Raw genomic sequence first — 24,027 nt, forward strand, 5'->3', positions numbered from 1 at the left:
ACCGCGTATAATTTGTCAAAATCAAGAGCTGATCCTTGAGTTTTTGAGACTCACTTTCCTTAAATCCCCAACACCTTCCGGTTAAAGGCCTCATCCGATCCTGCACCTGCAAAATCATCAAATGCCTTCTCCGTCACCTGAATAATGTGGTCGGCAATGAACTGTGCACCTTCCTCAGCGCCTTGTTCCGGGCTCTTGATGCAACATTCCCATTCCAATACCGCCCAGCCATCGTAATCGTACTGCGACAATTTGCTGAAGATGGCACTAAAGTCTACCTGACCATCTCCCAGGGAGCGGAAGCGTCCAGCGCGGTTCACCCAGCCCTGGAAGCCACTGTATACCCCTTGAGAGCCACTGGGGTTAAACTCGGCATCCTTTACGTGGAATGCCTTGATGCGGTCGTGATAAAGGTCGATGAAAGCTACATAATCCAGACATTGTAGCACAAAGTGGCTGGGGTCGTAGTTGATGTTGGCACGTGGGTGGCCACCGAGATAGTCTACAAACATCTCGAAGGTTACCCCATCGTGTAGGTCTTCACCTGGGTGCAACTCGTAACAAGCATCCACCCCGTTGTCTTCAAATACATCCAGAATTGGTTTCCAACGGGCGGCCAGTTCTTTGAAACCGGTTTCTACCAATCCTGCTGGCCGTTGGGGCCAAGGGTACAAAAATGGCCACAGCAAAGCACCAGAGAAAGTGACGTGTGAGGTCAAACCCAAGTTTTTGCTTGCCTGTGCGCCCCATTTCAATTGCTGTACCGCCCATTCGGTGCGTGCCTTGGGATTGCCATGCACTTCGGCGGGGGCAAAACCATCAAACATGGCATCGTAAGCGGGGTGTACAGCTACCAGTTGCCCTTGCAAGTGCGTGGACAATTCGGTGATGGACAGGCCATAATCGTCAATTTTGCCCACCAACTCATCGCAATAGCTTTTGCTTTCGGCGGCTTTTTTGAGGTCGATCAAACGACTATCCCAGGTTGGAATTTGAATGCCTTCGTAGCCCAGGCCTGCAGCCCACTGGCATACGCTGTCCAGGCTATTGAATGGGGCTTCATCGCCCATGAACTGCGCCAGAAAAATGGCGGGTCCTTGTATCGTTTTCATGTCTGCTATAGGTTATTTTGCAATGTCATAAAGTCCCCAACGGTCTGGGTCAACTTCGGGTTTGTCTCCCGGGTTGAAAGATAAGGTAATGGTTTCTTTACCCAAATCAAGGCGCTGAATTTTTCCATTAATTTTTATCTCCACAGGGAAAGAGAAGGGTAAATTCTGAGGCGTTTCCCAATGTAAGCTGATCTGCTGGCCTTCTACCTTGGTAACCAGTTTGGGCAGCTGTGGCTGGCGGAGGTAAACATCAAAAAACCAACCCAGTGCTTTGCCACTTTCCTGCTCACAAATCAATTGAAAATCGGCAGTGGTTACAAAGTGACACTGACGACCGTCCTTGATTTTTTCCGCTTCCGGCGTATCATAGCACAAGCGGCGCATGGATTTGAGCAGTGCTTCCTTGCCAATGACTGCGCGCAGGGCATGCAAAATCCAGGCCCCTTTGGTATAAATCGGTGCGCGGTAAATCTGTTTGGAACTTTGCGAAGCCAATGGTGCAACGGCCAAATTATTGGGAAAACGCCGCGAAGCATTCATGTAATCGTGGTAACCCTTGATTCCTTTCAACTCCTCCATGTACAAGGCTTGCATGTAGGTACAAAAACCTTCGTGGATCCACATGTCTTTCCAATCGTAATTGGTCACCAGGTTGCCCCACCATTCATGCCCAAATTCGTGGTGGTGCAGGGCGTCGAAGCCCCAATCTTTGCCCCCGGTCATGCTGCCATTGTTGAAGTTGGCACCGTAGGCAATGATGCTTTGGTGCTCCATACCCAGGTGTGGGGTTTGAGCGACGCCGTATTTGTCGATGCGAAAAGGGTAGGGGCCCAGCATTTTTTCGTAAAATTGGATGTGCTCAAAAATCTCGGTAAAGAGTTTTTTCCCTTTCTCATAATCATCGGGCAATACATAAAACACCACTGGGAAAGTTTCTCCGGTTATACTTTTGTAGGGACCTTCGATGCTGCGGTAAGGCGCAAGGTTGAGGGCTACGTTGTATATGTTGATAGGGGTAGAAATATACCAGTGGAAGGTCTGGGTACCGTCCTTGTGTTTGCTGGTGCTGCGTAAACGGCCATTGCAGGCAGCCACCAGGGGCTCGGGCACCCGCACATTGAAGGCCATGGAGTCCGGTTCGTCAGATACGTGGTCTTTGCAGGGCCACCAGAGGTCGGCTCCCTCGCCCTGACAAGTGGTGGTGATCCAGGGTGCGCCGGATTTGGTCGTCGCCCAGGTAAAGCCACCATCCCAGGGCGCGCGGGCCGCCACACGGGGTTTGCCCCCGTAGAGGATGCGTACTTGAACCTGTTCTCCCGCCTGGCGGGTAAAGCCGAGGTCGATCCATATTTGGCCAACTTTGCGTACAAAGGGAGCTACAATGGGTTTTTGTGGATTGGATAAATCCCAGATTTCCCGAACACTCAGCAAGGTATCCAAATCCAGCACCAATTGATTCATCGGATGAACCACCCTGGCACGCACAATGACCTGCCCGTCAATTTCCCGGGTCTCAGGCTTGATGCCCACACTAAGGTCGTAAAAAGTGACGTCGTAGGCGGCCTGTTCAGGGCTGAGAGGGCCGCCGGAGTCGAGGATGGGGATTTGGGCGAAAATGGGATAGCTTCCAAGTAAAAGGAAACACTGGAGCAAAAAAATGATTCTTTTCATCATGATATTTGATTAGATGGAGGGTGTAAGCCCACTAAAACGAAAACACTTCTGCTATTGATTAGTCCAGAACGATTTAGCTTTAGGGTTACAATGGTAGCTCTTCCCGTGGACGTTTTTCCTAAAATTTGTGTATAGTCCTCATTCCATTCAAAATGATCATTCCAATGATCTGTTCGTGGATGAAACAGAGGAACTTCGATTTTATCGAAAGGATCAATACCTGAGATTTTATCATATTTGTGGCCATTGCACCCGTCGCAAGCAAAAGCTAAATTTTCTTCGATTGTTTGGCCACCTTTAACAACCGGAATGATGTGTTCGATGACAAAAGGTTGATTAGAATAATCGGCCATACTTTGGCAATACTCACACCGATTATGAGCGAGTGCGATTATTTTTTTGCGAAGCGTTTGGGTAATATAAATTCTAGCCATTGTGCTTAATGAGACCCAATTGGTTCATCAATTCAGGAACAGTAACTTTACGTAATTGTGCCAATTCCACGATGCATTGAAGCCTGGTAACGTTTCTGGCTTCCACAATCTCGGTCATGCCAATGAACTCTTCATTTTCCAATAGATTCATTGTTTCATTTTCTAGTTTTTCTTTTAATAAATCGTATCGGTCTTGAAATTCTTGCTCAAAACCCTTGTTGATTTCCATAAACAACTCCGTTTCCCGCTTCGACAAATGTGGCGCTTTTTTTTCAGCAAGCAGATAATACCCTTTGTTCATTACTTGCTCAAGGTCACTCAAGGCAAGTTGCCCCATTTGTTCCAGGATTTGTTCTGGACTCAATTTTGGAGGTGAAGCTTGTACACTAGCCATAGCCTAAAATTTCGTGGTGATCGAAACTGTTCTATACAAAAATACGTTTTTTAAGTGAAAGAAGTATTTTTGTTCAGCAACCACTTGCAGCGACAGCGATATCTGCTCGGCAGCCCCCGTTCTGGCCGACTTTCAAATCCCTGCACATCAAGTATTTGGAAAATAGCTCATGCTCGACAACATCATCGTCAAACTCTTGCTCGCACCATTGTCCCTTTTGTACGGCATTGGCATCAGTGTTCGCAACAGTTTTTACAACTCTGGACTGATTCGCTCGGTCAAATTTAATCTGCCTGTTATTTCGGTCGGCAACCTATCGGTCGGTGGAGCCGGCAAAACGCCACATATAGAATACCTCTTGCGATTGCTACACGATTACATCGAAGTGGGTACCCTGAGTAGGGGCTACAAGCGCAATACCTCTGGCTATCTGGATGTGGAGGCCGATCACAGCGCTACGGAAGTGGGTGATGAACCTTTGCAATTTCGGCGAAAATTCCCGGATGTGGCCGTTTCGGTTTGTGAAAACCGGGCTTATGGTATTCCCCAGATGGTCGGACGCCATCCGGCATTACAAGCCATTTTGCTCGACGATGCATTCCAACACCGCGCTGTAATCCCCGGGCTGAACATCATGTTGACCGAGTATACCCGGCCATTTTTTGAAGATTTTTTAATGCCCTCCGGTCGGTTACGGGAATGGCGCTCTGCCTACCAGCGGGCCGATGTATTGATTGTCAGCAAATGCCCTCCCGATCTGAACATCGAGCAAAAACATCAAATGCTAGAAAAACTGAAACCTCTGGCCCATCAAAAAGTCTTTTTTACCCAGTACACTTATGGTGATCCTTATTATATTTTCAATCCAGGCTACAAAAAAATCCTCGATAAGGATACCGACTTACAATTGTTGAGTGCCATTGCTGGTACGGATTATTTGATGTCCTATCTCAACTCTCTGGTGGCTACAGTAACCAGTCAGGAATATGCCGATCACCACAATTTTTCAGATGAAGATTTATTGGAAATTCGTGCACAATTCCTGCGCATCAAGTCCCCCAACAAATTGATTCTGACCACCGAAAAAGATGCCATGCGGCTGGAAGCTCACCGGGAATACATCCTCAAGGAGGACATGCCCATCTTTGTGCTGCCCATTCAGGTGGAGTTTTTATTCAATGAAGGGCCTCTGTTTGATCAAATGATTCAAAATTATTTGCTCAATTTTAAGGTTTAAGCACTTATTTTTACCCAAATCCCTACATCGTGAGTCCTTTACAACGTATTGTGTATGCCCTTTTAAAAACACTGGTCAAGTTGGTGGCCCATGTGTATTATCCACGAATTGCATTTTCTGGGAAAAGGAAATTGAAAATCAGTGGCCCAACCATTGTTACAGGCAATCACCCTAACACTTTGATGGATGCCCTAAATGGCGCCGTTTGGGTTAACGAACCTGTGTATTTTTTGGCCATGGCCCGTTTGTTTAAACCCGATTGGCTGGGTAAAATCCTGCGCTTTTTGTTTTGTATTCCCCTCGAACGACGCAAGGACAACAATGGAGGCCCTGTCAATAATGACGATTCTTTTCGCCAAGCCATCGATCACCTATTGGCCGGGAGAAACTTATTCATCGCCCCGGATGGTGGAAATGAGTTGGAACGCAATTTGTTGCCCTTAAAAACGGGCACTGCCCGCATCAGCCTGAGTGCCGAGGAACAACGGAATTTTCAACTGGGCTTGCACATTCTTCCATTAGGCTACACTTATTATGGTGATAAGGAACAGTTTGGGAGTGAAATGTTGATTCAGGCTGGGGAACCCATTACACTCCATGATTTTGCCGAGGCCAATGCTCAGGACCACCAAGGTGCTGTGCGCAATTTGACGGCACTTTTGGAAAAACGCATGCAGGATTTACTCCTCAATGTAAAGGACGAAGAGGAAGATCAACTTTTGCATGTGTTGGAAGAAATACTGCGCGATGAGGCACCTCTGGCGCTGCCTGCCTTTTTTCAGCGCAGTAAAGCCCTATTGCTCCATTTGCGCAATTATGCCATTGAGCATCCGGAGGTATATGATGGTTTTGTTTTGCAGGTGAAAAATTATGCCCTGGCACTTAAATCTACGCAGGTGCGCTCGGGGGCGGTATTTTTGCAGCAAATCGGGCGTTCAGCGCGCCTGCGCAAACAATTGAAATTTTGGCTATTGGCACCAGTCTGGGCTTTTGCCTGGTTGAATCATTGGCCTTTAATTGCCTTGTGTCGCTTTGCTGTACGCAAACTAGATTTGCACATTGGCTATAAATCAGCGGTGGAACTCAGTGTTGGCTTGCTGGCTTTGCCCATTTTTTACCTGTTGCAATCTTTATTGCTTGAAGCGCTTACGAGCACAAGCTGGAGCTGGGTCTATTTGCTCGCTATTGCTGTAACTGGTAGAATCACCAGCCTGAATCGGCGTTACATGGAAAATGGTTTTTCCTTTGTAAAGCTGAACAAGATGGGGCCAATCAAGCATAAATTGGCAAAAGAAAGAAAAGCGTTGGCACTGCAATTGGAGACGTTTTTACAATCAATTCAATACTAAATGATGTCCAGCATCCTTGCAATTGTGTTTGTCGGAGCGACGATAGTGCAGTTGTTGTTTTGGCTGCTGGTTTTTGCGCGCTTGGGCCATTATTCTGCTAAAAATGCTTCGTGTGCGCTAAATCTTCCAAATGAAGTGCTTCCTCCCATTTCCATTGTCATTTGTGGATGTAACGAAGCGGACAATTTGAGCAAATATCTGGACCGTTTTCTCGCCCAAGACTACCCTTTCTTTGAAGTTGTGGTCGTAAACGATAATTCTGTTGATGAAACTGAAAAAATTTTGTTGGCGTTTCAAAAAAAATATTCGATCTTACATCCCGTTACGATAACAGAGCAACATCCACCTGGAAAAAAGTTCGCTTTACAGGTGGGGATTGCAGCCGCAAAATATGATTTGCTTTTGTTAAGTGACGCAGACTGCTACCCATCCTCCCCCCATTGGATCCGGCACATGCAGTCTTTGATTAAAGATGAGGTTTTAATTGGACTAGGCTATAGTCCGTATGAATACCGAAACGGTTTGCTCAATCGTTTCATCTGCTTTGAGGCCATTTACACTGCTATTCAGTATTTTTCCTTTTCCATCGTGGGTATGCCTTATATGGGCGTTGGTAGGAATTTGATTTACCACAAATCACTCTATCAACAACAACAAGGTTTTTCTACACATTTGGACCTCGCTTCCGGTGACGATGATTTATTTGTCAATGCCGTAGCAACGAGGAAAAACACGGCAGTGCAATTGGCTTCAGAAAGTTTTGTTTTTACCATCCCCAAAATGACTTGGGGAGGCTACTACCATCAAAAAACGCGCCATTTGACCACTGGCACCCGCTACAAACCACTGCATCAGGTGGTGTTGGGCATGTTGTCAGCCAGCCATTTCTTCCACTACGTCGGAGCTTTGGCTTGGGGCTTATACTCGGGTCATTGGGGCATTGTTTTGATTTTTTACCTGGCGCGAGCCACGGTAGTAGCAATGGTAAGCAGACCCATCTTTAGCCGCCTGAAAGCGCTTTCTCTCTGGCCTTGGATGCTTCTCCTAGATTTGATGTACCTTTTCTACTACTTCGTGTTCGCGCCGGTTTTGATAATCGGCAACCCACGAACATCATGGAAACACTAGCACAAAACAACAAAGCCCGTCGCCGGGGCAAAGACGACCACAGCCTGGTTGAACTCGCTGTAAATGGCAATCAACGTGCATACAGCATTTTGGTAGAACGGCATCAAGGCAGCTTGATGCGCGCCATCCAAAAAATCGTACCCAATCGGGTCGATGCAGAAGACCTGGCAATGGAGTCCTTTGGCAAAGCTTTTAGTAATCTGGGCACTTATCGTCCTCATTTCGCTTTTGGCACCTGGCTACAACGGATCGCCATCAATCACTGTATTGACCACCAGCGTAAGCGTCGTTTACAAACCCTTTCCATCGACGCCCGGATGTGTGAAGAATTTGAAGGGCGATTTTCAGAAAACGTTCGCTCCAAAACTTTGAACCCCGAGGAAAGCCTCATCAGTTTGCAAAAAAGACACCTCCTCCGCAATTTGATCGCTCAGCTCAGCGAGCGTTACCAAATGATGTTGGAACTGCGCTATTACGAAAACCTGACCTACGCTGAAATCGCCGATGAGTTACAAATCCCACTGGGGACCGTAAAAGCACAATTGCACCGGGCCCGGGAAATCCTTCACGACATGTTGTGTACACCGGAAGCAGCAGCGTATTGAGGATTTCGGATATCGTGATTTCGGATTTCGGAGGTGCGCTGCTTTTATTATTGTTGCGTGTAAAACTTAGTATTTCAAATTAGGAATGCCACGGTTTTACACACTTCAATAGGGTAGAAGCAGCACCACACCGAAATTCGAAATCCCGAAATCCGAAATTCTACCACTCAGGGCACACCATTTTGGATTACCTTAGCATCTGTTATGGTAACTAAAAATCCCTGATTATGCGTACCTTATCCCTATGGTGTGGCTTATTGCTATGCAGCATTTTATTCAGTACTTGCCAGAGTAGTTCAGGCAATTTTGAAAATGTTGATGCAGAAGATTCCGCGGCTCCTCAGACTGAGGAGTACAATGTAAAATTTCAGGAACCACCACCACCGCCACCACCTCCTCCGGGCGAAAATGAAGTCAGCACACCAATTGAACCTAAACTCATCAAAACGGGCACGCTGGAATTTGAGACATCCAACCTTGAGGCTACCTATCAACGGGTTCGCCAGGCAGCACAAAGCAACCAGGCATTCCTGAGTAATGAATCAAGCTCCAACCAGTACGACCGGATCGTCCAACACCTGACCATTCGGGTGCCTTCCCGTAATTTTGACAATCTGATAAAAGCTGTTAGTGAAGGAGTCAAACGTTTTGATACAAAAACCATCGAAGCTACCGATGTGACCGAGGAATTTGTGGATGCGGAAGCACGATTAAAAACTAAAAAACAACTTGAACAGCGGTATCAGGAACTCCTCAAGCGGGCAAATAAGGTTTCAGAAATTTTGGAAATCGAAGAACAAATAGGAGCGTTAAGGGCGGAAATTGAAGCAGTTGAAGGCCGATTGCGCTACCTCAACAACCGCGTGGATTATTCAACTTTAGATGTACAGTTTTATAAAAAAATGCCTTCTCTGGCAAGCAATGATCGGAACTTTGGAAGGGCTTTTTTACAAGGCTGGGATAATTTTGTTTCCCTATTGTTTGGCTTGGTCGCCAATTGGTCAACCATTCTGATTCTAGTTGTAAGCGGGTATTTTTTACAGCGGTATATTCGGAGAAAATTGAAAAATAGGACACAGGACTAAGAGGGCAGAGCTTCGGATCATTCTGGATCCAATTCTAAAATCTTCAACTCGACTCCCCGAAAGTTTAGAACTTTCGGGGAGTTCGACGCAACGCCAGAATAGGCATTTATCCCGCTACACTACTTTCATAAGCAGCAGCATCCATCAATCCTTCCAATTGCGAAGGATCACTCATTTCTATTTTGATGATCCAGCCTTCACCGTAAGGATCCGTATTGACCAAATCAGGTGAGCCGTCCAGGGCCGCATTCACTTCCAATACCTTGCCATCAACGGGCATGAACAGGTCAGAAACGGTTTTTACCGCTTCAACGGAGCCGAATACTTCGTTGGCGTTCAGCTGATTGCCTATGCTGTCAATGTCTACATAAACGATATCGCCCAATTCGCCCTGAGCAAAATCAGTGATGCCGATGGTGGCAATATTGCCTTCCGTTACGCGTACCCATTCGTGCTCAGAGGTGTAACGCAAGTCTTGAGGAAAATTCATGTCTGAATCGTTGAGAGTTTAAAATTGGTTTCTTTGGTCGGTTGAGTAATCGGTCGCTGAGCGGAGTCGAAGCGCCGATTACTCAACTTATGCTTTGGCCTTATGCTCGGCCAGGAATTGTTTCACCCATTCGGTAGTTACCGATTTTGGCCGCTCCAGCGGGAAACCCAAAGCGCGCGACCAGCACAAAGCGGCCAATACACCCAAGGCTCGGGAAACGCCGAACAAAACCGTGTAATACCCGTATTCTTTCAGGCCATAGTGCACCAGCAGGGCACCAGAGTGTGCATCCACGTTTGGCCAGGGATTTTTGACCTTGCCGAGGCTGCTCAAAATTCCGGGAACTACATCGAATACCTTCCAAACTACTTCTACCACATCATCGTGGCGGATGTATTCTTTGGCAAATTCCATTTGAGCCATAAATCGTGGATCCGGGCGACGCAATACCGCATGCCCATACCCCGGAACGACCTGCCCTTTTGCCAAGGTAGCGTGTACGTAATCGGCGATTTGCTCTTTGCTTGGTGTAGTAGTGCCCAACTCATCCAACATATCGAAGATCCACTTGATCACTTCCTGATTGGCCAAACCGTGGAGTGGGCCAGCCAATGCGTTCATGCCTGCTGCAAAAGTCAGGTAAGGGTCGCTGAGGGTAGAACCAACCAGGTGGGTGGTGTGTGCAGAGGCGTTACCTCCTTCGTGGTCAGCGTGGATAGTCAGGTACAAACGCATCAGGGCTTTGAACTCTTCGTTTTCAAAACCCAGCATGTGCGCGTAGTTGCCTGACCAGTCTTCAGTAGCGCTGGGGGCAATATGGTTTCCACCGGCATAAGTGCGGCGGTAAATGTATGCGGCAACCTGAGGCAAACGGGCAATGAGGTTCATCGTGTCCTCATAAGTCGCATCCCAATACTCATCTTTGGGCATTCCTTCATCGTAACGGGCCGCAAAGATGCTCTCGGTTTGCATGGCGTTGATGGCAATCGAGAACTGAGTCATGGCGTGAGTGTTCGCAGGTAGCGCATCCAGGGTAGTAAACACATGGGCAGGTACCGTAGCACGTTTGCGCCATTCTTCGGTCAGCCCATCTGCCTCAGCCTGTGTAGGCACTTCACCAACCAACATCAACCAAAACAATGCTTCGGGCAGTGGTTCTTTGCCGTCTTTACCTTTGGGGAGTTGTGCTTTCAATTCCGGAATCGACATATTCCGAAAGCGGATACCTTCCATTGCGTCCAATTCGGAGGTTTCCCAAACCATCATTTTGATGTCGCGGGCACCGCCATAAATCTGTCCGAGGTTTACGTCATCCACCATCAATTCGCTGTGCTCCTTGAGCAAGGATTTGATTTCGACTTTGAGTGCGCTGGATTTCTCGTAGAATTTTTTCTTGAGGGTATCCATTCAAGTAAGTGTTATGGTTAGTAATGTTATTCGCTTGCTTAGTTGGGGCAATCACCTTTGGTAGCGGGGCAAAAATAAATGTTCATTTTTTTCACCCCTGACAGATATTCTGCGACAGTATTTCAGGCCGCAAAAATATTACATTCATTCCGCCAAATGAAAACAATTTGGCAAGGATTTCTGACGCTGCCGCAATTTATTTTCCAAATACAGACGTATGGCGTGCGGCTCTACCTGACCCGAAATCGAAATTAAAACGCCTTAAACGTCCCAGGGTTGGCTTAAGGTAGCTGTTTCCGTAAAAATGCAATAATAAATTGGTTTTTTTAGATGATCTGTGTCTCCTTAGCGCTTCTTTTTTAGTTTTGTTGCTCATTTAAGCTACTAGCATGTTGGTTGTAAACGATGTATTGATTAGTGATGAAATAGTACAAGAGCATTTCATTTGTGATTTGGATGCTTGTAAGGGGGCCTGTTGCTGGGAAGGAGACTTTGGTGCGCCCTTGGAAAAGGCAGAATTGCCCATTCTGGATGAAATTTATGATTCCATTAAGGACTTTTTGACCAGCGATGGTCGGGCTGCGATTGAAGCGCAGGGCAAATACACCTACTTTGAAGAGATGGGTGGCTATGGGACGCCACTTGTCAATGGCGCTGCCTGTGCCTATCTTACCTACGATATTAATGGCATTGCAAAGTGTGGTATTGAATTGGCACACCAGGCCGGGGCAAGCCCTTTTTTAAAACCCATTTCCTGTCATTTGTATCCGATTCGAGCAAAGTCGGAAGTGGCCGGATTTGAAGGTTTGAACTATGAGCGCTGGCACATCTGTTCTGGTGCCTGTACCCTGGGCAAAAAAGAAAAAGTACCCGTTTATGTCTTCCTGAAGGATGCCTTGATTCGGAAGTACGGAGAAGATTTTTACGAGGAGTTGTGTGAAGCGGCCAAGGTTTTGGAGGAGTAAAATGAGCCATCAGTGAGGCAATTGTACGTTTTAGCCTCACTGATGATGGAATTTACTTTACTTTTTAGCCGCACCTTGGTACAACAATTTTTTCTTACTGTTTTCCACCGAATACATTCCCCGCCACTGCTTCACGGTGTATTTTTTATTTTTCCAGGTGCCTGCATCTTGCTGGCCTACCTTGGGTAGAATCATGGCTTTTTCGCCGGGTAAAAAAAGCTCGACCTTAGCATCCTCATCCATCGATTTAAAAACAATGAAGGCTGAAGTGGTCTGGTTCAACTCCTTGGCCTGAGGATCGAGGCGAATACCTGCTTCAAAAAGCCGGATGCATTCGCCACGCAGTTCAGACCATTGGTAGCCTGCTGATCCAATACAACCGTGCTTATCCTTGTCTCCACCTACAGTTGGAGTGCCATCTGGTTTTTGGCCATTGCAAGCGCTCAGGAATAGGAAAAGGAAAAAGGCGAAAAGGGTAAATCTGCTTGACATGATCAATGAATTGATGGTTAAATGTGAGTTATTCCGTTTTTGTAGTCACTTGTTGCAGCCAGCTTTTTAGCTTTTCTTCCAGCTCAATTTTAACCCGCCATAATAGGTCGCTTGAGCCACGCCTGGCTCATAAAAACGATTCCCTACGGCATTGAGCAAAATATTGCCGGTGTACTCCGTTCCAAAAATATTGTTGATGCCCGCAAAGGGTTCAATCCGCCACTGTTTGCCCAAGTTGAAAGCATGCCCTACCCGCATCGACGCCAAGGTAGATCCTGCCGCAGTGGCACTATTGGCATCGTTTACAAACACTTTGCTGATGCTACGCGCCTGTGCTGCAATGAAAAAACCCGACCGATGCGCCCACTGCAAAATGCTGAACAAATGGTGTTTTGGCACCGCTGGTTGGGCGTTGCCAGCAAAACTGTTGCCATTGGCGGTGTACTCTTCGTAATTGAAGTCGGAATAAGTGTAATTGAGGGTCAGGTACAGGCCTTCCTCCAGACGCAAATTGAGGGCAGCCTCGATTCCTTTGCGGAGCGATTTTCCAGCATTGCGGAAAAAAGTACGCCCGGGAGCAGCAGCCAGTTGATAAGGCACCAATTCGTCTTGTAAGTTGATTTGGAAAAGGGCGAGATCGAGCCCCAATCGGTCGTTGACCAGGAGTTTGGTGCCCAATTCGTAATTCAAGGAGCGTTGTGGGTTCAAATCGGGGTTGAAACCACCCAAGTTGCTAGGGTTAGCTGACAACTCAGTGAGGGTAGGGGTTTCAAAATTGCTGGCCACATTGGCATAAATATTCGCCCATTTACTGGCTACAAAAACGGCACCCACACTAGGATTAAAGCGGTCAAAATTTTGTTCCCCACTTTGATTGCCATCGGTCAAAAATGCATCAGCGGAACTGAGGCGCAGAGCATCATAACGAGTCGCGGCAGTAAGCGTCAGTTTTTTTCCCAGCGCCAATTCATTCAGCCAAAAAGCCCCGGTGCTGCGGAATTTTTCAATTTGATCAAAAGTTTGATTGCCTCTTTTGCCATTGTCGTTGTTGTAGCGTTGGCGGTCATCGCGTTGATCGTTCCACTCCACACCCAATTGTGAGCGGTAGGGGCCACTGGTATAGGCATAGGTAATGCCAACGCCACCAAAACTCCTCTGAAATTCGACCCAGCCACCACCCTGGAAGGCCAAACGATTGGCAAAATCCCGATTGGTAAGGAAAGTCCGGGCAGTGAGGCTATGTTTGGCAGAAAATTGTTTTTCAAAAACGAGTCCTACCCGCCCTTGAGTGACCTCTTCTCCGGCATTGAATTGTACATTGGCCGCGCGAGCCTGACGGCGATCGGCAGTGACTTGTTCGCTGGTGAGCCCACCGGCATCCTGGGCATAAGGGCTGTTGCCGTAATTGACCAGCAGAGATAGCCGGGTATCATCGCTCAAGTGGTAGCGCAGCTTGAGGTTCAAGGTCGTTTGTTGCACGGCACTTTGGGCGCGGTAGCCTTCCATGCGGTTTTGTGAGGCACTGGCGAATACGCCCAGTTTGCCAGCCATAAAGCCCGTTTTAAGCTGATACCGCTGGAATCCAAAACTGCCCAGAATGGCCTGGCTTTCGGCAAAAGCCCGTTTGCTGGGTTCTTCGGTGAAGAAATTGAGTACTCCACCCGAGGCATTGCCATACAAACCAGCCGAAGCGCCGCGCAACAGTTCCATTCGTTGCAAGGCTCCTGCATCCACGTTGTCTACATCGGCCTGCCCATCGGGCGTAGATTCGGGCAAGCCATCCACAAACAGGCGAATCCCCCGAATGCCAAAGGCTGCGCGTGCGCCAAAACCACGAATGGAAATGCGCAAATCCTGTGAAAAATTATCCGGATTGAGGGTGAATACACCCGGCACGGCCACGAGTGATTCATTGAGCGACAATTGTGCCTGAGCCCGTTGGATCTGACTTTTGTTCAGCACACTGATGGCAAAAGGCAAGCGGTTGTATTGTGCCTCAAAGCGGGAAGCGCTCACGGTGATGGGCGCAATATCGAGGGTGCGTAAGGTGTCTTGGGGTGTTTGGTCTTGAGCAAAAAGGCAAAAATGCAGGCTTACAAGTAGTAGCAGGAGGTAGCAGCGCATGGTTTTTGAATTGTGGGTGATTGAGCAGCAACAAATATAGCAGACTTGTTTACAACTTTTCACCCTTAATCAATACCGCCGATTGAATAGACTGCTCTTTCAGATGCAAAAACTGCTTGCGGGTTTCATCCTGCATGTACCCTTGAAAGTCAAGTTCGGAAGGGAATTCCACCAAATGAATTTCATAAGGTTGTTCGAGGTGTAATTCGATGTAATCCGCTGTATTTCCAGGCCGTAAGCGAAACAACAAACGTCCGTTGTAACGAGGAATACCGGGAAGTGCAATGGCTTCAAAGTCGTCAAAAATGGCCTCCTGTCCGGGTTTGAGGTAGATGAGTTGGGTGATGTAGAGCATGGTAAATGAAAGATGAGAGATGAAAGATGAGGGATGAGAGATGAAAGATTTAGGTTGCAATAGCGAATTTTCGGTGTTGTTGGTCAATGTTGCTGGGGCAGCCTATCTTTCATCTCTCATCTTTCATCTTTTTAAAACGTTGTATTTTTTTAGGATAGGAAGGACCTTATCCAGCGGAATCGCCTCAATTTTATGGCCATCTTTACCCTCGGTAGTGCTGGCCATAAACAGCGAATTGAGGATGGCTTCTTCGGTGGCTTCGATGGCGGCCATGAACAGGCCAGACATGGCGTCGTTGCGCAATACGGTCTGTGTTTGAGTGAGGTCCTTGGATTCGTGTTTGACTCTCGTTTCAGGGGCCGTACTGAAAGCAATGACGTAGTCGCCGCTGCCGTTGGAGGCAATGCCGCCCGTTTTGCCCAGACCTAAAAATGCACGTTTGGCCAGGCGCTCCAGATTGCGGCTATCCAAGGGGGCATCCGTGGCAACGACAATCATGCAGGAGCCGTCGGCTTTGTCCTTGAAGTATTCGCTGAGGTAGTATTGTTTCAGTTCTTTGCCTACGGGAGCACCATTGATTTCCAGGACGCCACCGAAATTGGTTTGCACCAGCACGCCCAGGGTATATCCACCCAATTCGGCTGGGAATTTCCGCGAGGCCGTGCCAATTCCTCCTTTAAAATTGAAGCATACTGTACCTGTCCCTGCGCCCACGCAACCTTCGGCGACCGGTCCGGATTTGGCATTTTTCAAGGCTTCCCATACGTGCTCCTTGCGCAGGTGTCGCCCCCGGATGTCGTTGAGGTAACCGTCGTTGGTTTCGCCCACCAGCGCATTGACCGACTGAGCTTTTTCATTGCCGGGCTGGTTCAAAGTGTATTCGATGAGGGCATCCATGGCGGTGGATACGTTGAGGGTATTGGTGAGGGCGATGGGGGTTTCGAGATTGCCTAACTCCTGCACTTGGGTGCTGCCCGCCAGTTTGCCAAACCCATTGGCTACGAAGATGGCGGCGGGGATTTTATTTTGGAACAAATTGCCGGTATCCGGTACAATGACCGTGACTCCGGTACGGATATTTTGACCTTCACGCAGGGTATGGTGACCGACCTGGACATTGCCTACGTCAGTAATGGCGTTGTGGCGGCCAGTGGGCAGTACGCCGACGCGGAGGCCAAGGGCGCGGGCGCGAGTTTGGGCTTGGGACATGGTGAGGAAGAATAAGCAGATGATAAAAATGGAGAAAAGGCGCATGGATTTTTTTTCTTTCGGACTTGTAAAACTGAAAGGCTTGTTCATTACCTCAAAAAAACATAATTTTATCCAATCCAAATGCAAAATATGTACCTCAACGACCAACAAGTACAGACAATCCGGGACTATTTTAAAAACAAACCAGTTTTGAAAGCTTACTTATTTGGCTCATATGTGCGTGGTGAGGCCGAGGAAAAAAGCGATGTAGATATTTTGGTGGAACTGGATTATACTCAACCAGTCGGGCTGGAGTTCGTAAGCATGAGATTGGACCTTGAGGATTTACTGGGTAGGGAAGTGGACTTGGTTTCAGCTCGGGGGCTTTCAGAATTTATAGGACCGCAAATTCATCAAGAAAAAGAGTTGCTTTATGCCAGATAGATTTGGGGATAAAGGGCGGATAGAACACATACTAAAAGCCATCAAGACCATTGAATCCTACATTCAAAAAATCACATTTGAACAATTTCAGCAAGACAACATGCGCCTTGATGCTTGTATTAGGCAGTTAGGAATTATCGGAGAGGCGGCCAATCGGGTTTCTGAAGAACTAAAGCAGACTTCATCTCAAGTACCCTGGCGACAAATAATTGGTTTGCGGAATGTCCTGATTCATGAATATTTTGGAGTTGACGATAAAAGCATTTGGGACATTATTACGGTAAACCTACCGGTTTTAAAAGGAAATTTAGAGCATTTACTTTCTGAATTCGGCTCCTAAAACATAGAATTATATGCTTAAATTCAATTCACCACCTGCCGATAATACCCCACCATCTCCCGTCCCAAGGCATATACATCCCGCCACTCAAAATACCAGGGACTCACTCCACTCACCGCCTTAAATCCCTTTTTCCGGAACAACATCTTGCTCCTCGTCAAATGGAAATACTGCGAAACCACCATAACACTTTTAAACTGCAAGGAATCCTGTAAGCGGAGGGTATTGACAACCGACAAGGTGGTATTGTTCCCCTGGTTGTCCACGATGATGAGGCTATCGGGTACCCCATTTTTGAGCAAATAGTCCCGCATTTTCTCTCCCTCGTAATGGCCTTCTTTGCCCAGGCCGCCACTGACGAGGAGTCGCTTTACCCGCCCTTGTTGGTACAATTGCAAGCCACACTCAACCCGTTTGGCCAGGCGAGGGGAAAGGCTACCATCTTCGTTGACTTTATTGCCCATGATGACGGCAAGGTCGGAAGATTGCTGACGATCCCACAAGCCGTCGATGATGGTGATGCTGAGGTGGAGGAAGATCCAGAGCATTAAAAGAAAAAGGCTGTACCTGGTGAAGCGGAGGATGGGTTTGCTCATTTGTTTTGGTAAAGGTGGTAAAGAAAGTGTTTTCAAATTTAATCCGTATCGCTGAATTCGCAAGGGAACAAAAAGGTGCTCAAATCCTATAACCGGCAAAATGCCCCCTCAAGTGTCCATTTTTTTCTTTTAACTTGCCTCGATCATTCAGTACAAATCATCCAGCTATGTTCGGGTCAAAACCACAGTTAGGGGTGTTCTTTTTTCTCCCCATGTTTCTTTTTGCCCAAAACCCCAAAATCACCATTTCAGGCCTCCTGAAAGATGCTGGAACCAAAGCTCCACTCTCCTTTGTCAACGTCGTTTTTAAATCGCCGCAAGACAGCAGTCTGGTCGCAGGCACCATCAGCAATGAAGAAGGGCGATTTAGCGTAGCTGAGCTCAGTAGCGGCACTTATGTGCTGGAGTTGTCGTTGATTGGGTACCGCCGTAGCATTCAAAAGGTGGAAGTGGGCAAGTTGAGCGCTTTTTTGGATTTGGGTATTCTTGAACTTCAGGAAGATGCCATCCAGCTTGGCGAAATAGTCGTGAGTGGTCAACAGGACGAAGTGAACAGCCGGATGGACAAAAAGACCTTTTCGCTGAGTGACAACCTCAGCCAAAGTGGTGGTTCGGTGCTGCAAGCCATGAAAAACCTGCCGGGCATTACCACCGACAATGACGGCAAAGTACAACTGCGCGGCAGCGACAAAGTCACGATCCTGATCGATGGCAAACAAACCGCCCTGACGGGTTTTGGTAACCAAAAAGGCCTGGACAATATCCCCGCCTCCGCCATTGAAAAAATTGAAATCATCAACAATCCTTCCTCCAAATACGACGCCAACGGCAACGCAGGCATCATCAATATCATTTATAAAAAAAATCAGGAGGAGGGTTGGAATGGAAAAATTGGGGTGATGACAGGCTTGGGTGCCTTGTGGCCTAAAGCGGAGAGCCTCCCGGGAATCCGAACGCAATACCAGGCTACTCCCAAATTCAACCCCTCGGTAGCCCTCAATCACCGCCGCAAAAAGCTCAATACCTTTTTACAAAGCGATTGGCTCTTGGACAAAACCTTGAACCGCAACGAATTCACAACCCGTTTTTATGAAGATGGGGACGTAGTTCGGCAACAGGTACAGCGCAACCGCACTACCACCAACATAGCCGCCAAAGCAGGTGTCGATTACGCAATCAGTGCCAATGATGCCCTCACGTTTTCCGGCCTGTACAGCAATGAGCATGTTCTGGACGATGGCGACATTCCCTATTTCAACCAGGACTTGTCCGAACGCCGCCGCTTGTGGCAGTTCCACGAAGATGAATACAATACCGCTTTTACGGGCTCGGCAGTGTATCAGCACAAGTTCAAACAGGCGGGGCATTTGCTCAACCTGAGTTTCAATTACACCTTTCACCGGGAAGATGAAAAATATTTTTTGACCAACATTAACCCAACTTTTACGGGCCGGGACACCTTTAAATTAATTGCCGACGAAAACGTATCCGACCTGAATCTGGATTACATCAAACCCTTGAAACACGGTAGGGTAGAAGCCGGGTTTAAATTCCGCCGCCGCTACATTCCCACTGATATGCGCTTTTTTCCAGGGATCAATTCGCCGTTGGATACTAATGCCGCTGGCTGGGCCAATTACGGCGAAACCATTCCAGCCCTATACGGCAATTACATTTATGAGCGCCACAATTTTGAAGTAGAGGCAGGGCTGCGGGTGGAGTACGTCCAACTAAAATATACGGTAAACCCCGAGCACAACACTTACAAAAGCGACGGCTACAACTACACCCAACCCTTTCCCAGTGTGCGCCTGAGTTACAACCTGAAAGCCAACCATAAACTTTCTTTGTTTTACAATCGTCGGGTGGACCGACCAGACGAAGGCGACATCCGCATTTTCCCCAAATACGATGAGCCCGAGATTTTGAAAGTGGGCAACCCGGCCCTAAAACCGCAGTTCACCAATACCATCGAGTTGGGCTATCGAACTTCCTGGGCCAAAGGTTACTGGTACTCGGCCTTGTACCATCGCATCGTCGATGGCACCAAAATCCGTATTGGAACCATCGTGCCCGGCAGCAACATCATCTACAACATTTACCAAAACGCCGGATTGAGTTACAATACTGGCCTGGAGTGGATTGTGCAACAATCGGTAAACAAATGGTTCTCCTTCAACGCCAATCTGAATGTGTACCGCAACGTCATCGATGCATTTACGGTGGAAAACAGATACCCGCTGCCCTCAGTGTTTTCGGCGGCAAAGACGACTTACACGGCCGGCAATGCCAAATTGAACCTCACGTTCAAATTCCCCAAACAACTCGACCTGCAAGTGACCAGCATTTACCTGGCACCAGACATTATCCCGCAGGGCAAAATCGCGGCCCGCTTTTCGGTGAATTTGGGCTTGAAAAAAACGATCCAGGATGGAAAGGGTGAATTGTTTTTGAATGGAAGTGATGTATTGAATACGTTGCGGATTCAAAAAACGATCACGGGAAGTGGATTCTCCTACACGACTACTGATTATTACGAAACGCAGGCTTTTCGGGTGGGGTACAGTTGGAAGTTTTGATCAGAAGGTTGATGTGATAAAATTAAAGGCCATGACCCCGAATGCCTTGGTAATAAGTGAGCATATTTCCACGTTCAACCATCCAAACGCAATAAAATGGCACTGGAAGAAACCAAAGACGAGCGGCCGGCAAGTTTACAAGGTTCAACACCTTTTGCCCAAACCTATTTCCACGGGACCAAGGCTGACTTAAAAATTGGCGACCTGATCGAACCAGGGTTCAACTCAAACTACGGAAAGAGAAAAAATGCCAGATACATTTTTTTGTCTGCAACCTTAGACGCGGCGATTTGGGGCGCAGAACTCGCTTTTGGCTCAGGACGAGAAAGGATCTATTTGGTAGAACCGACCGGAGCAATTGAAGATGACCCTGACCTGACCGACAAAAAATTCCCGGGCAATCCTACAAAATCCTATCGCTCGACCGATCCCTTTAGAGTTGTAGGGGAAGTTGCCTCCTGGATAGGGCACCCAGCAAAACAAGTCAAAGCCATGAAAGACGCATTGGAAAAGCTGAAGGAACAGGGTATTGATTCGCTCAATGACTGACTACTGAATAACACCCGAAAAATGTTTAAAAAACTCCTAGACAACCACAAACTGGGCGGCCTCAACTGCCTGTTTTGGAAAAATGGCCAAATTGTATACCTGGAAAGTTCCGGATACAAAAATTTGGAGACCCAGGAACCGATGAACATCGATACCCTTTTCAGGATTGCCTCCATGACCAAACCCATTACTGCAGTCCTCACAATGATGTTATGGGAAGAGCAGAAATTGGATTTGTCCGACCCGATCACCCAATGGTTTCCGCAGTTTAGGCACATGCAAGTCCTAAAAAACCAACAGGGGGAATACGAAGATGCCAAGCGACAAATTACTGTTCTTGATTTATTGACCCACCGGGCAGGATTTACGTACAGCGAGTTTCAAAAAGGAAAACTTAGAGCGGATTACCTCAGGGTTTTAGGTGGCGACATTGATTCGGAGTTGACCAATGAACATTGGATCAATGGCCTGGCCAGTTTACCATTGGTCAACCAGCCAGGTGAACTGTTCAACTATGGCCGATCAAGTGATTTGTTGGGCATACTCCTTGCGACCATTGAAGGGAAACCACTGAGTAAGGTGATGGAGGAAAAAATATTCGCGCCCTTAGGCATGAGTGATACCTTTTTTGAGGTCCCAGACCACAAAAAAAGCAGATGTGCCTCCAATTTTGGGTACGACGAATCCGGTAATCTGGTCAACCTTGAAACCGTTCCCTTAAACATGGCATTCAAAGAACGCCCCCCAGGTTTAACCTATGAATCAGGCGGTCAAGGATTGTGGTCCACGATCGGTGACTATTTAAAATTTGCTACCCTTTTTGCCCAAAACGGTAGTTCAAATGGCGTTCAACTCCTAAAACCGGAAAGCATTGATACCATGTGCACCAATCAATTGACCGCTACGCAGAGGGCTGAATCAACCTTGATGGATAATCCGATTTTTAGCGAACATTATGGCTTTGGTATGGGGCTGGCGGTGGTTATGAAAGAAAGTAAGTATGGCTCAATTCCATGCTCGGGCTCGCTTGGCTCGGTGGGTTGGCCAGGTTCATATGGTGGCTGGTGGTCCGCAGACCCTGTGAAAAAAACGGTTTCCCTGTTTTTGACGCATAGCATGACCGAACCCCAACAAATTGCCCAAGGCATTGGATTTGAATTGTATGAGGCCATTGACATCTTTTCAAATTTTTGCAAGAAACACAGTTAAAGCATCGCAGAAAGAGAGACAACTGAGTTTTGTTCCCTGATTTTTTGCCATCTCAATATAATTCAGGATATTACAGCTACCATGTTTGTTGATCCGTTCGCATTCATTCAATTCATTTATCAAGAAGCTTAATCACAACACAACTCTGTTTTATGAGCTCACGTCGTAACTTTTTACAAAAAATTACTGCATCAGCCATCGCCTTGCAAATTCCCGACTTCGTTTTGGGTGCCCCTGAGGACGCAAGCCCGCAAGAACCCTACGAAGGCCCCGTTTTGCGGGTAGCCATCATGGGTTTGGGGAGTTATGGAAACCGCGTTGCTGGAGCCATGCAAAGCTCCCAAAAAGCCAAATTGGTAGGCGCAATCAGTGGTACGCCTTCCAAACTCAGAGACTGGCAGAGCAAATACGGCATCCCGGAAAAAAACTGTTACAACTACGAGAATTTTGATGCCCTCAAAGACAACCCCGATATTGATGCCGTGTACATCATCACCCCTAATGCCTTGCACAAAGACCAGGCGATTCGGGTGGCCAATGCGGGCAAACACGTGATTTGTGAAAAACCCATGTCGATCAATGCCAAAGATGGCCAGGCCATGATCGATGCCTGCAAAAAAAACAACGTCAAGTTGCTGGTCGGCTACCGAATGCACTTTGAGCCCAAAACCCTCGAAATCATCCGAAGGAGAAAGGAAGGGGAACTGGGTAAAGTGTTGTTTTTCCAGGGTCTTTGCGGCTTCATCATTGGCGATCCTACCCAATGGCGCCTGAAAAAAGAACTGGCAGGCGGCGGCGCAATGATGGACATTGGCATCTATGCAATCAACGGCGCCCGCTACATGATCGGCGAAGAACCTATCTGGGTGACCGCCCAGGAAACCAAAACCAATCCCGAAAAATTCAAACCGGGTGTGGATGAGACCATCCAGTTTCAATTGGGTTTCCCAAGTGGTGCAGTGGCTTCCTGCCTGTCCACCTATTCATTGAACAACCTGGATCGTTTTTTCCTGAATGGGGATAAAGGTTTTGCGGAAATGTTGCCCTCTACAGGTTATGGCCCCATCAAGGCCCGCACCAACAAAGGGGAATTGGACTACCCTCACGTTACGCATCAAACCGTACAAATGGATGAAATGGCGGGGATCATTTTAGAGGGCAAAAAACCGATTGTACCAGTAGACGGGGAAGAAGGTTTAAAAGACTTGAAAATCATTGATGCGATCTTTTTGGCGGTCAAGACGGGGAAAAAGGTGCCGCTGAAGTTGTAAATAATTAAATGTCAAGTACTCGGGCATGACAAATGACCGAGTACTTAATATCCATTTTAATACCATCCTTTATGAAATATTTGCCAGCAGAAAACATCACCTTTCAATCAAAATTAAAAGAAGCCGAACTCCTTCAACGGCTCGAAGACAGCATTGAACCGGTAAGAATTTTTCGTTTTGGGCCGTTTAAGCAAAGCGAGACAAAACCCTATCAAGGTAAAATAGTTGGACACTCCTTCAACATCTCAAGAATCATCGGCTACCGAAACTCATTTTTGCCAAGAATCAGCGGAAGCATTGAAAATACCTTTAGTGGGAGTTTGATCAGGGTGAAAATGAGGCTACATGTTGTGATCATTGCTTTTTTATGCCTCTGGGGAGGAATCATGGGAGTCGTTGGAATACTCTTTCTATCCCAAGCCTTTGGTAGTACTGATTTTGACCCAATGACCTTGATCCCTCTTGGGATGTTAGTGGTGTTTTACGTTGTGGTCATGCTTGCCTTTAAATATGAAAGCAAACTATCTAAAGCGGATCTGCAAAGCCTGTTTGAGGCAGAAATAATTGAGGAGTAAAATCCCCAAAAATCAACCCTTTACCAGTTCCTGGCACCCCGAATAAAAAAAAACACAAAAAAAATTTAAGCGCCTTGTCCGAATCTTCACACTTCATTCGTCAGCGTGATGATGCTATTTTTTAAACAATGGGTAAACCCCCAAATTACAATCACCTTTAAATCAATTCATCAAATGGACAATGCTGTCAATGCAATCAACTGGTTTGAGATTTCGGTAAGCAACATGGAACGCGCCGTTGCTTTTTACCAGCAAGTCTTCTCCCTTACCCTGGACCAACAAGAAATCGCTGGAAGAAAACTTATCAGGCTTAAATTTAAAGTAAGCTTGATAAGTACTTTTTTTGAGTTAAGAATACATGAGTACATGATTTTAGATTTTAGAAGTGGGCTGCCGCAGCGATTTTGACACAGCTCTGTTCT

25 protein-coding genes are annotated in these 24,027 nt (G+C 47.1%); 14 read left to right on the top strand and 11 right to left on the bottom strand.

Going from position 1 to position 24,027, the window contains the following annotated elements:
* Positions 1-59: 59 nt before the first annotated feature.
* The 4 genes from SFV55_RS19515 to SFV55_RS19530 are packed head-to-tail and all read right to left on the bottom strand — an operon-like array spanning position 60 to position 3,614.
* On the bottom strand, positions 60-1,112 hold the full coding sequence (locus SFV55_RS19515; RefSeq protein ID WP_320031221.1) for a sugar phosphate isomerase/epimerase: 1,053 nt from the start codon (positions 1,110-1,112) through the stop codon (positions 60-62).
* A 12-nt stretch (positions 1,113-1,124) separates the two neighbouring features.
* Positions 1,125-2,786 (bottom strand): M1 family metallopeptidase, encoded by a 1,662-nt coding sequence (locus SFV55_RS19520; protein ID WP_320031222.1) that lies wholly within the window; start codon positions 2,784-2,786, stop codon positions 1,125-1,127.
* Positions 2,783-3,220, bottom strand: a complete 438-nt coding sequence (locus tag SFV55_RS19525; protein ID WP_320031223.1) for an HNH endonuclease signature motif containing protein — start codon at positions 3,218-3,220, stop codon at positions 2,783-2,785. The genes SFV55_RS19520 and SFV55_RS19525 overlap by 4 nt, the downstream gene beginning before the upstream one ends.
* Positions 3,213-3,614: a hypothetical protein gene (locus SFV55_RS19530; RefSeq protein ID WP_320031224.1), complete on the bottom strand. Its 402-nt coding sequence runs from the start codon at positions 3,612-3,614 to the stop codon at positions 3,213-3,215. Before SFV55_RS19530 ends, SFV55_RS19525 begins: the two co-directional genes overlap by 8 nt.
* 169 nt (positions 3,615-3,783) lie before the next feature.
* On the opposite strand from SFV55_RS19530, the gene lpxK reads away from it, so the two are divergent.
* The 5 genes from lpxK to SFV55_RS19555 all read left to right on the top strand — a co-directional run bounded on the left by lpxK (position 3,784) and on the right by SFV55_RS19555 (position 9,018).
* Positions 3,784-4,851 (top strand): tetraacyldisaccharide 4'-kinase, encoded by a 1,068-nt coding sequence (gene lpxK / locus SFV55_RS19535; protein WP_320031225.1) that lies wholly within the window; start codon positions 3,784-3,786, stop codon positions 4,849-4,851.
* 29 nt (positions 4,852-4,880) lie between these two features.
* A complete protein-coding gene (locus SFV55_RS19540; RefSeq protein WP_320031226.1) occupies positions 4,881-6,200 on the top strand; it encodes a 1-acyl-sn-glycerol-3-phosphate acyltransferase in 1,320 nt (439 codons plus the stop codon).
* A gap of 45 nt (positions 6,201-6,245) precedes the next feature.
* Positions 6,246-7,328 (top strand): glycosyltransferase, encoded by a 1,083-nt coding sequence (locus SFV55_RS19545; protein WP_320031227.1) that lies wholly within the window; start codon positions 6,246-6,248, stop codon positions 7,326-7,328.
* On the top strand, positions 7,316-7,933 hold the full coding sequence (locus SFV55_RS19550; RefSeq protein ID WP_320031228.1) for an RNA polymerase sigma factor: 618 nt from the start codon (positions 7,316-7,318) through the stop codon (positions 7,931-7,933). The genes SFV55_RS19545 and SFV55_RS19550 overlap by 13 nt, the downstream gene beginning before the upstream one ends.
* 227 nt (positions 7,934-8,160) lie before the next feature.
* Entirely contained in the window at positions 8,161-9,018 is an 858-nt protein-coding gene (locus SFV55_RS19555) for a DUF4349 domain-containing protein (protein ID WP_320031229.1), read from the top strand.
* Between the two features lie 106 nt (positions 9,019-9,124).
* Here SFV55_RS19555 and gcvH read toward each other — a convergent pair whose 3' ends face one another.
* On the bottom strand, positions 9,125-9,508 hold the full coding sequence (gene gcvH / locus SFV55_RS19560) for a glycine cleavage system protein GcvH (protein ID WP_320031230.1): 384 nt from the start codon (positions 9,506-9,508) through the stop codon (positions 9,125-9,127).
* Positions 9,509-9,595: 87 nt separating this feature from the next.
* Positions 9,596-10,915: a citrate (Si)-synthase gene (locus SFV55_RS19565; RefSeq protein WP_320031231.1), complete on the bottom strand. Its 1,320-nt coding sequence runs from the start codon at positions 10,913-10,915 to the stop codon at positions 9,596-9,598.
* A 389-nt stretch (positions 10,916-11,304) separates the two neighbouring features.
* Here SFV55_RS19565 and SFV55_RS19570 point away from each other — a divergent pair, with 389 nt between their 5' ends.
* Positions 11,305-11,880 carry a DUF3109 family protein gene (locus SFV55_RS19570; protein ID WP_320031232.1) on the top strand — a complete coding sequence of 192 codons (576 nt, stop codon included), beginning with the start codon at positions 11,305-11,307 and terminating at the stop codon, positions 11,878-11,880.
* Positions 11,881-11,937: 57 nt separating this feature from the next.
* Here the strand turns inward: SFV55_RS19570 and SFV55_RS19575 are convergent, their stop codons facing one another.
* The 4 genes from SFV55_RS19575 to SFV55_RS19590 all read right to left on the bottom strand — a co-directional run bounded on the left by SFV55_RS19575 (position 11,938) and on the right by SFV55_RS19590 (position 16,105).
* Entirely contained in the window at positions 11,938-12,372 is a 435-nt protein-coding gene (locus tag SFV55_RS19575; RefSeq protein ID WP_320031233.1) for a hypothetical protein, read from the bottom strand.
* Positions 12,373-12,438: 66 nt separating this feature from the next.
* Positions 12,439-14,496 carry a TonB-dependent receptor gene (locus SFV55_RS19580; protein WP_320031234.1) on the bottom strand — a complete coding sequence of 686 codons (2,058 nt, stop codon included), beginning with the start codon at positions 14,494-14,496 and terminating at the stop codon, positions 12,439-12,441.
* Positions 14,497-14,545: 49 nt separating this feature from the next.
* Complete coding sequence (locus tag SFV55_RS19585; RefSeq protein WP_320031235.1) at positions 14,546-14,851, bottom strand: DUF1330 domain-containing protein; 306 nt, start codon at positions 14,849-14,851, stop codon at positions 14,546-14,548.
* A gap of 123 nt (positions 14,852-14,974) precedes the next feature.
* Positions 14,975-16,105 (bottom strand): P1 family peptidase, encoded by a 1,131-nt coding sequence (locus tag SFV55_RS19590; RefSeq protein WP_320031236.1) that lies wholly within the window; start codon positions 16,103-16,105, stop codon positions 14,975-14,977.
* Between the two features lie 87 nt (positions 16,106-16,192).
* Here SFV55_RS19590 and SFV55_RS19595 point away from each other — a divergent pair, with 87 nt between their 5' ends.
* Both SFV55_RS19595 and SFV55_RS19600 read left to right on the top strand, forming a co-directional pair.
* Complete coding sequence (locus SFV55_RS19595; RefSeq protein WP_320031237.1) at positions 16,193-16,486, top strand: nucleotidyltransferase family protein; 294 nt, start codon at positions 16,193-16,195, stop codon at positions 16,484-16,486.
* On the top strand, positions 16,476-16,826 hold the full coding sequence (locus tag SFV55_RS19600; RefSeq protein WP_320031238.1) for a DUF86 domain-containing protein: 351 nt from the start codon (positions 16,476-16,478) through the stop codon (positions 16,824-16,826). The genes SFV55_RS19595 and SFV55_RS19600 overlap by 11 nt, the downstream gene beginning before the upstream one ends.
* A 23-nt stretch (positions 16,827-16,849) precedes the next feature.
* Here SFV55_RS19600 and SFV55_RS19605 read toward each other — a convergent pair whose 3' ends face one another.
* A complete protein-coding gene (locus SFV55_RS19605; RefSeq protein ID WP_320031239.1) occupies positions 16,850-17,422 on the bottom strand; it encodes a YdcF family protein in 573 nt (190 codons plus the stop codon).
* A 167-nt stretch (positions 17,423-17,589) separates the two neighbouring features.
* On the opposite strand from SFV55_RS19605, the gene SFV55_RS19610 reads away from it, so the two are divergent.
* From SFV55_RS19610 to SFV55_RS19635, 6 genes are all read left to right on the top strand, one after another.
* Entirely contained in the window at positions 17,590-20,001 is a 2,412-nt protein-coding gene (locus SFV55_RS19610) for an outer membrane beta-barrel protein (RefSeq protein WP_320031240.1), read from the top strand.
* A gap of 96 nt (positions 20,002-20,097) precedes the next feature.
* The gene (gene arr, locus SFV55_RS19615; protein ID WP_320031241.1) at positions 20,098-20,550 is read left to right on the top strand and encodes an NAD(+)--rifampin ADP-ribosyltransferase; all 453 of its coding nucleotides are present in this window, start codon (positions 20,098-20,100) and stop codon (positions 20,548-20,550) included.
* A 21-nt stretch (positions 20,551-20,571) separates the two neighbouring features.
* Entirely contained in the window at positions 20,572-21,759 is a 1,188-nt protein-coding gene (locus SFV55_RS19620; protein WP_320031242.1) for a serine hydrolase domain-containing protein, read from the top strand.
* A 152-nt stretch (positions 21,760-21,911) separates the two neighbouring features.
* Positions 21,912-23,030 (top strand): Gfo/Idh/MocA family oxidoreductase, encoded by a 1,119-nt coding sequence (locus tag SFV55_RS19625; protein ID WP_320031243.1) that lies wholly within the window; start codon positions 21,912-21,914, stop codon positions 23,028-23,030.
* A 71-nt stretch (positions 23,031-23,101) separates the two neighbouring features.
* The gene (locus SFV55_RS19630; RefSeq protein WP_320031244.1) at positions 23,102-23,605 is read left to right on the top strand and encodes a hypothetical protein; all 504 of its coding nucleotides are present in this window, start codon (positions 23,102-23,104) and stop codon (positions 23,603-23,605) included.
* Positions 23,606-23,779: 174 nt separating this feature from the next.
* The gene (locus SFV55_RS19635; protein WP_320031245.1) at positions 23,780-24,013 is read left to right on the top strand and encodes a hypothetical protein; all 234 of its coding nucleotides are present in this window, start codon (positions 23,780-23,782) and stop codon (positions 24,011-24,013) included.
* The last annotated feature ends 14 nt before the right edge of the window (positions 24,014-24,027 follow it).

The sequence above is a fragment of the Haliscomenobacter sp. genome (assembly GCF_033763495.1).
In the GTDB taxonomy this organism is placed as follows: Bacteria; Bacteroidota; Bacteroidia; order Chitinophagales; family Saprospiraceae; genus Haliscomenobacter.

Excerpts from the sequence above, each read along its gene's own strand:
- SFV55_RS19515 (WP_320031221.1), bottom strand. The coding sequence starts at position 1,112 with ATGAAAACGATACAAGGACCCGCCATTTTTCTGGCGCAGTTCATGGGC.
- SFV55_RS19520 (WP_320031222.1), bottom strand. The coding sequence starts at position 2,786 with ATGATGAAAAGAATCATTTTTTTGCTCCAGTGTTTCCTTTTACTTGGA.
- SFV55_RS19525 (WP_320031223.1), bottom strand. The coding sequence starts at position 3,220 with ATGGCTAGAATTTATATTACCCAAACGCTTCGCAAAAAAATAATCGCA.
- SFV55_RS19530 (WP_320031224.1), bottom strand. The coding sequence starts at position 3,614 with ATGGCTAGTGTACAAGCTTCACCTCCAAAATTGAGTCCAGAACAAATC.
- lpxK (WP_320031225.1), top strand. The coding sequence starts at position 3,784 with ATGCTCGACAACATCATCGTCAAACTCTTGCTCGCACCATTGTCCCTT.
- SFV55_RS19550 (WP_320031228.1), top strand. The coding sequence starts at position 7,316 with ATGGAAACACTAGCACAAAACAACAAAGCCCGTCGCCGGGGCAAAGAC.
- SFV55_RS19555 (WP_320031229.1), top strand. The coding sequence starts at position 8,161 with ATGCGTACCTTATCCCTATGGTGTGGCTTATTGCTATGCAGCATTTTA.
- gcvH (WP_320031230.1), bottom strand. The coding sequence starts at position 9,508 with ATGAATTTTCCTCAAGACTTGCGTTACACCTCTGAGCACGAATGGGTA.
- SFV55_RS19565 (WP_320031231.1), bottom strand. The coding sequence starts at position 10,915 with ATGGATACCCTCAAGAAAAAATTCTACGAGAAATCCAGCGCACTCAAA.
- SFV55_RS19570 (WP_320031232.1), top strand. The coding sequence starts at position 11,305 with ATGTTGGTTGTAAACGATGTATTGATTAGTGATGAAATAGTACAAGAG.
- SFV55_RS19575 (WP_320031233.1), bottom strand. The coding sequence starts at position 12,372 with ATGTCAAGCAGATTTACCCTTTTCGCCTTTTTCCTTTTCCTATTCCTG.
- SFV55_RS19580 (WP_320031234.1), bottom strand. The coding sequence starts at position 14,496 with ATGCGCTGCTACCTCCTGCTACTACTTGTAAGCCTGCATTTTTGCCTT.
- SFV55_RS19585 (WP_320031235.1), bottom strand. The coding sequence starts at position 14,851 with ATGCTCTACATCACCCAACTCATCTACCTCAAACCCGGACAGGAGGCC.
- SFV55_RS19590 (WP_320031236.1), bottom strand. The coding sequence starts at position 16,105 with ATGCGCCTTTTCTCCATTTTTATCATCTGCTTATTCTTCCTCACCATG.
- SFV55_RS19595 (WP_320031237.1), top strand. The coding sequence starts at position 16,193 with ATGTACCTCAACGACCAACAAGTACAGACAATCCGGGACTATTTTAAA.
- SFV55_RS19600 (WP_320031238.1), top strand. The coding sequence starts at position 16,476 with ATGCCAGATAGATTTGGGGATAAAGGGCGGATAGAACACATACTAAAA.
- SFV55_RS19605 (WP_320031239.1), bottom strand. The coding sequence starts at position 17,422 with ATGAGCAAACCCATCCTCCGCTTCACCAGGTACAGCCTTTTTCTTTTA.
- SFV55_RS19610 (WP_320031240.1), top strand. The coding sequence starts at position 17,590 with ATGTTCGGGTCAAAACCACAGTTAGGGGTGTTCTTTTTTCTCCCCATG.
- arr (WP_320031241.1), top strand. The coding sequence starts at position 20,098 with ATGGCACTGGAAGAAACCAAAGACGAGCGGCCGGCAAGTTTACAAGGT.
- SFV55_RS19620 (WP_320031242.1), top strand. The coding sequence starts at position 20,572 with ATGTTTAAAAAACTCCTAGACAACCACAAACTGGGCGGCCTCAACTGC.
- SFV55_RS19625 (WP_320031243.1), top strand. The coding sequence starts at position 21,912 with ATGAGCTCACGTCGTAACTTTTTACAAAAAATTACTGCATCAGCCATC.
- SFV55_RS19630 (WP_320031244.1), top strand. The coding sequence starts at position 23,102 with ATGAAATATTTGCCAGCAGAAAACATCACCTTTCAATCAAAATTAAAA.
- SFV55_RS19635 (WP_320031245.1), top strand. The coding sequence starts at position 23,780 with ATGGACAATGCTGTCAATGCAATCAACTGGTTTGAGATTTCGGTAAGC.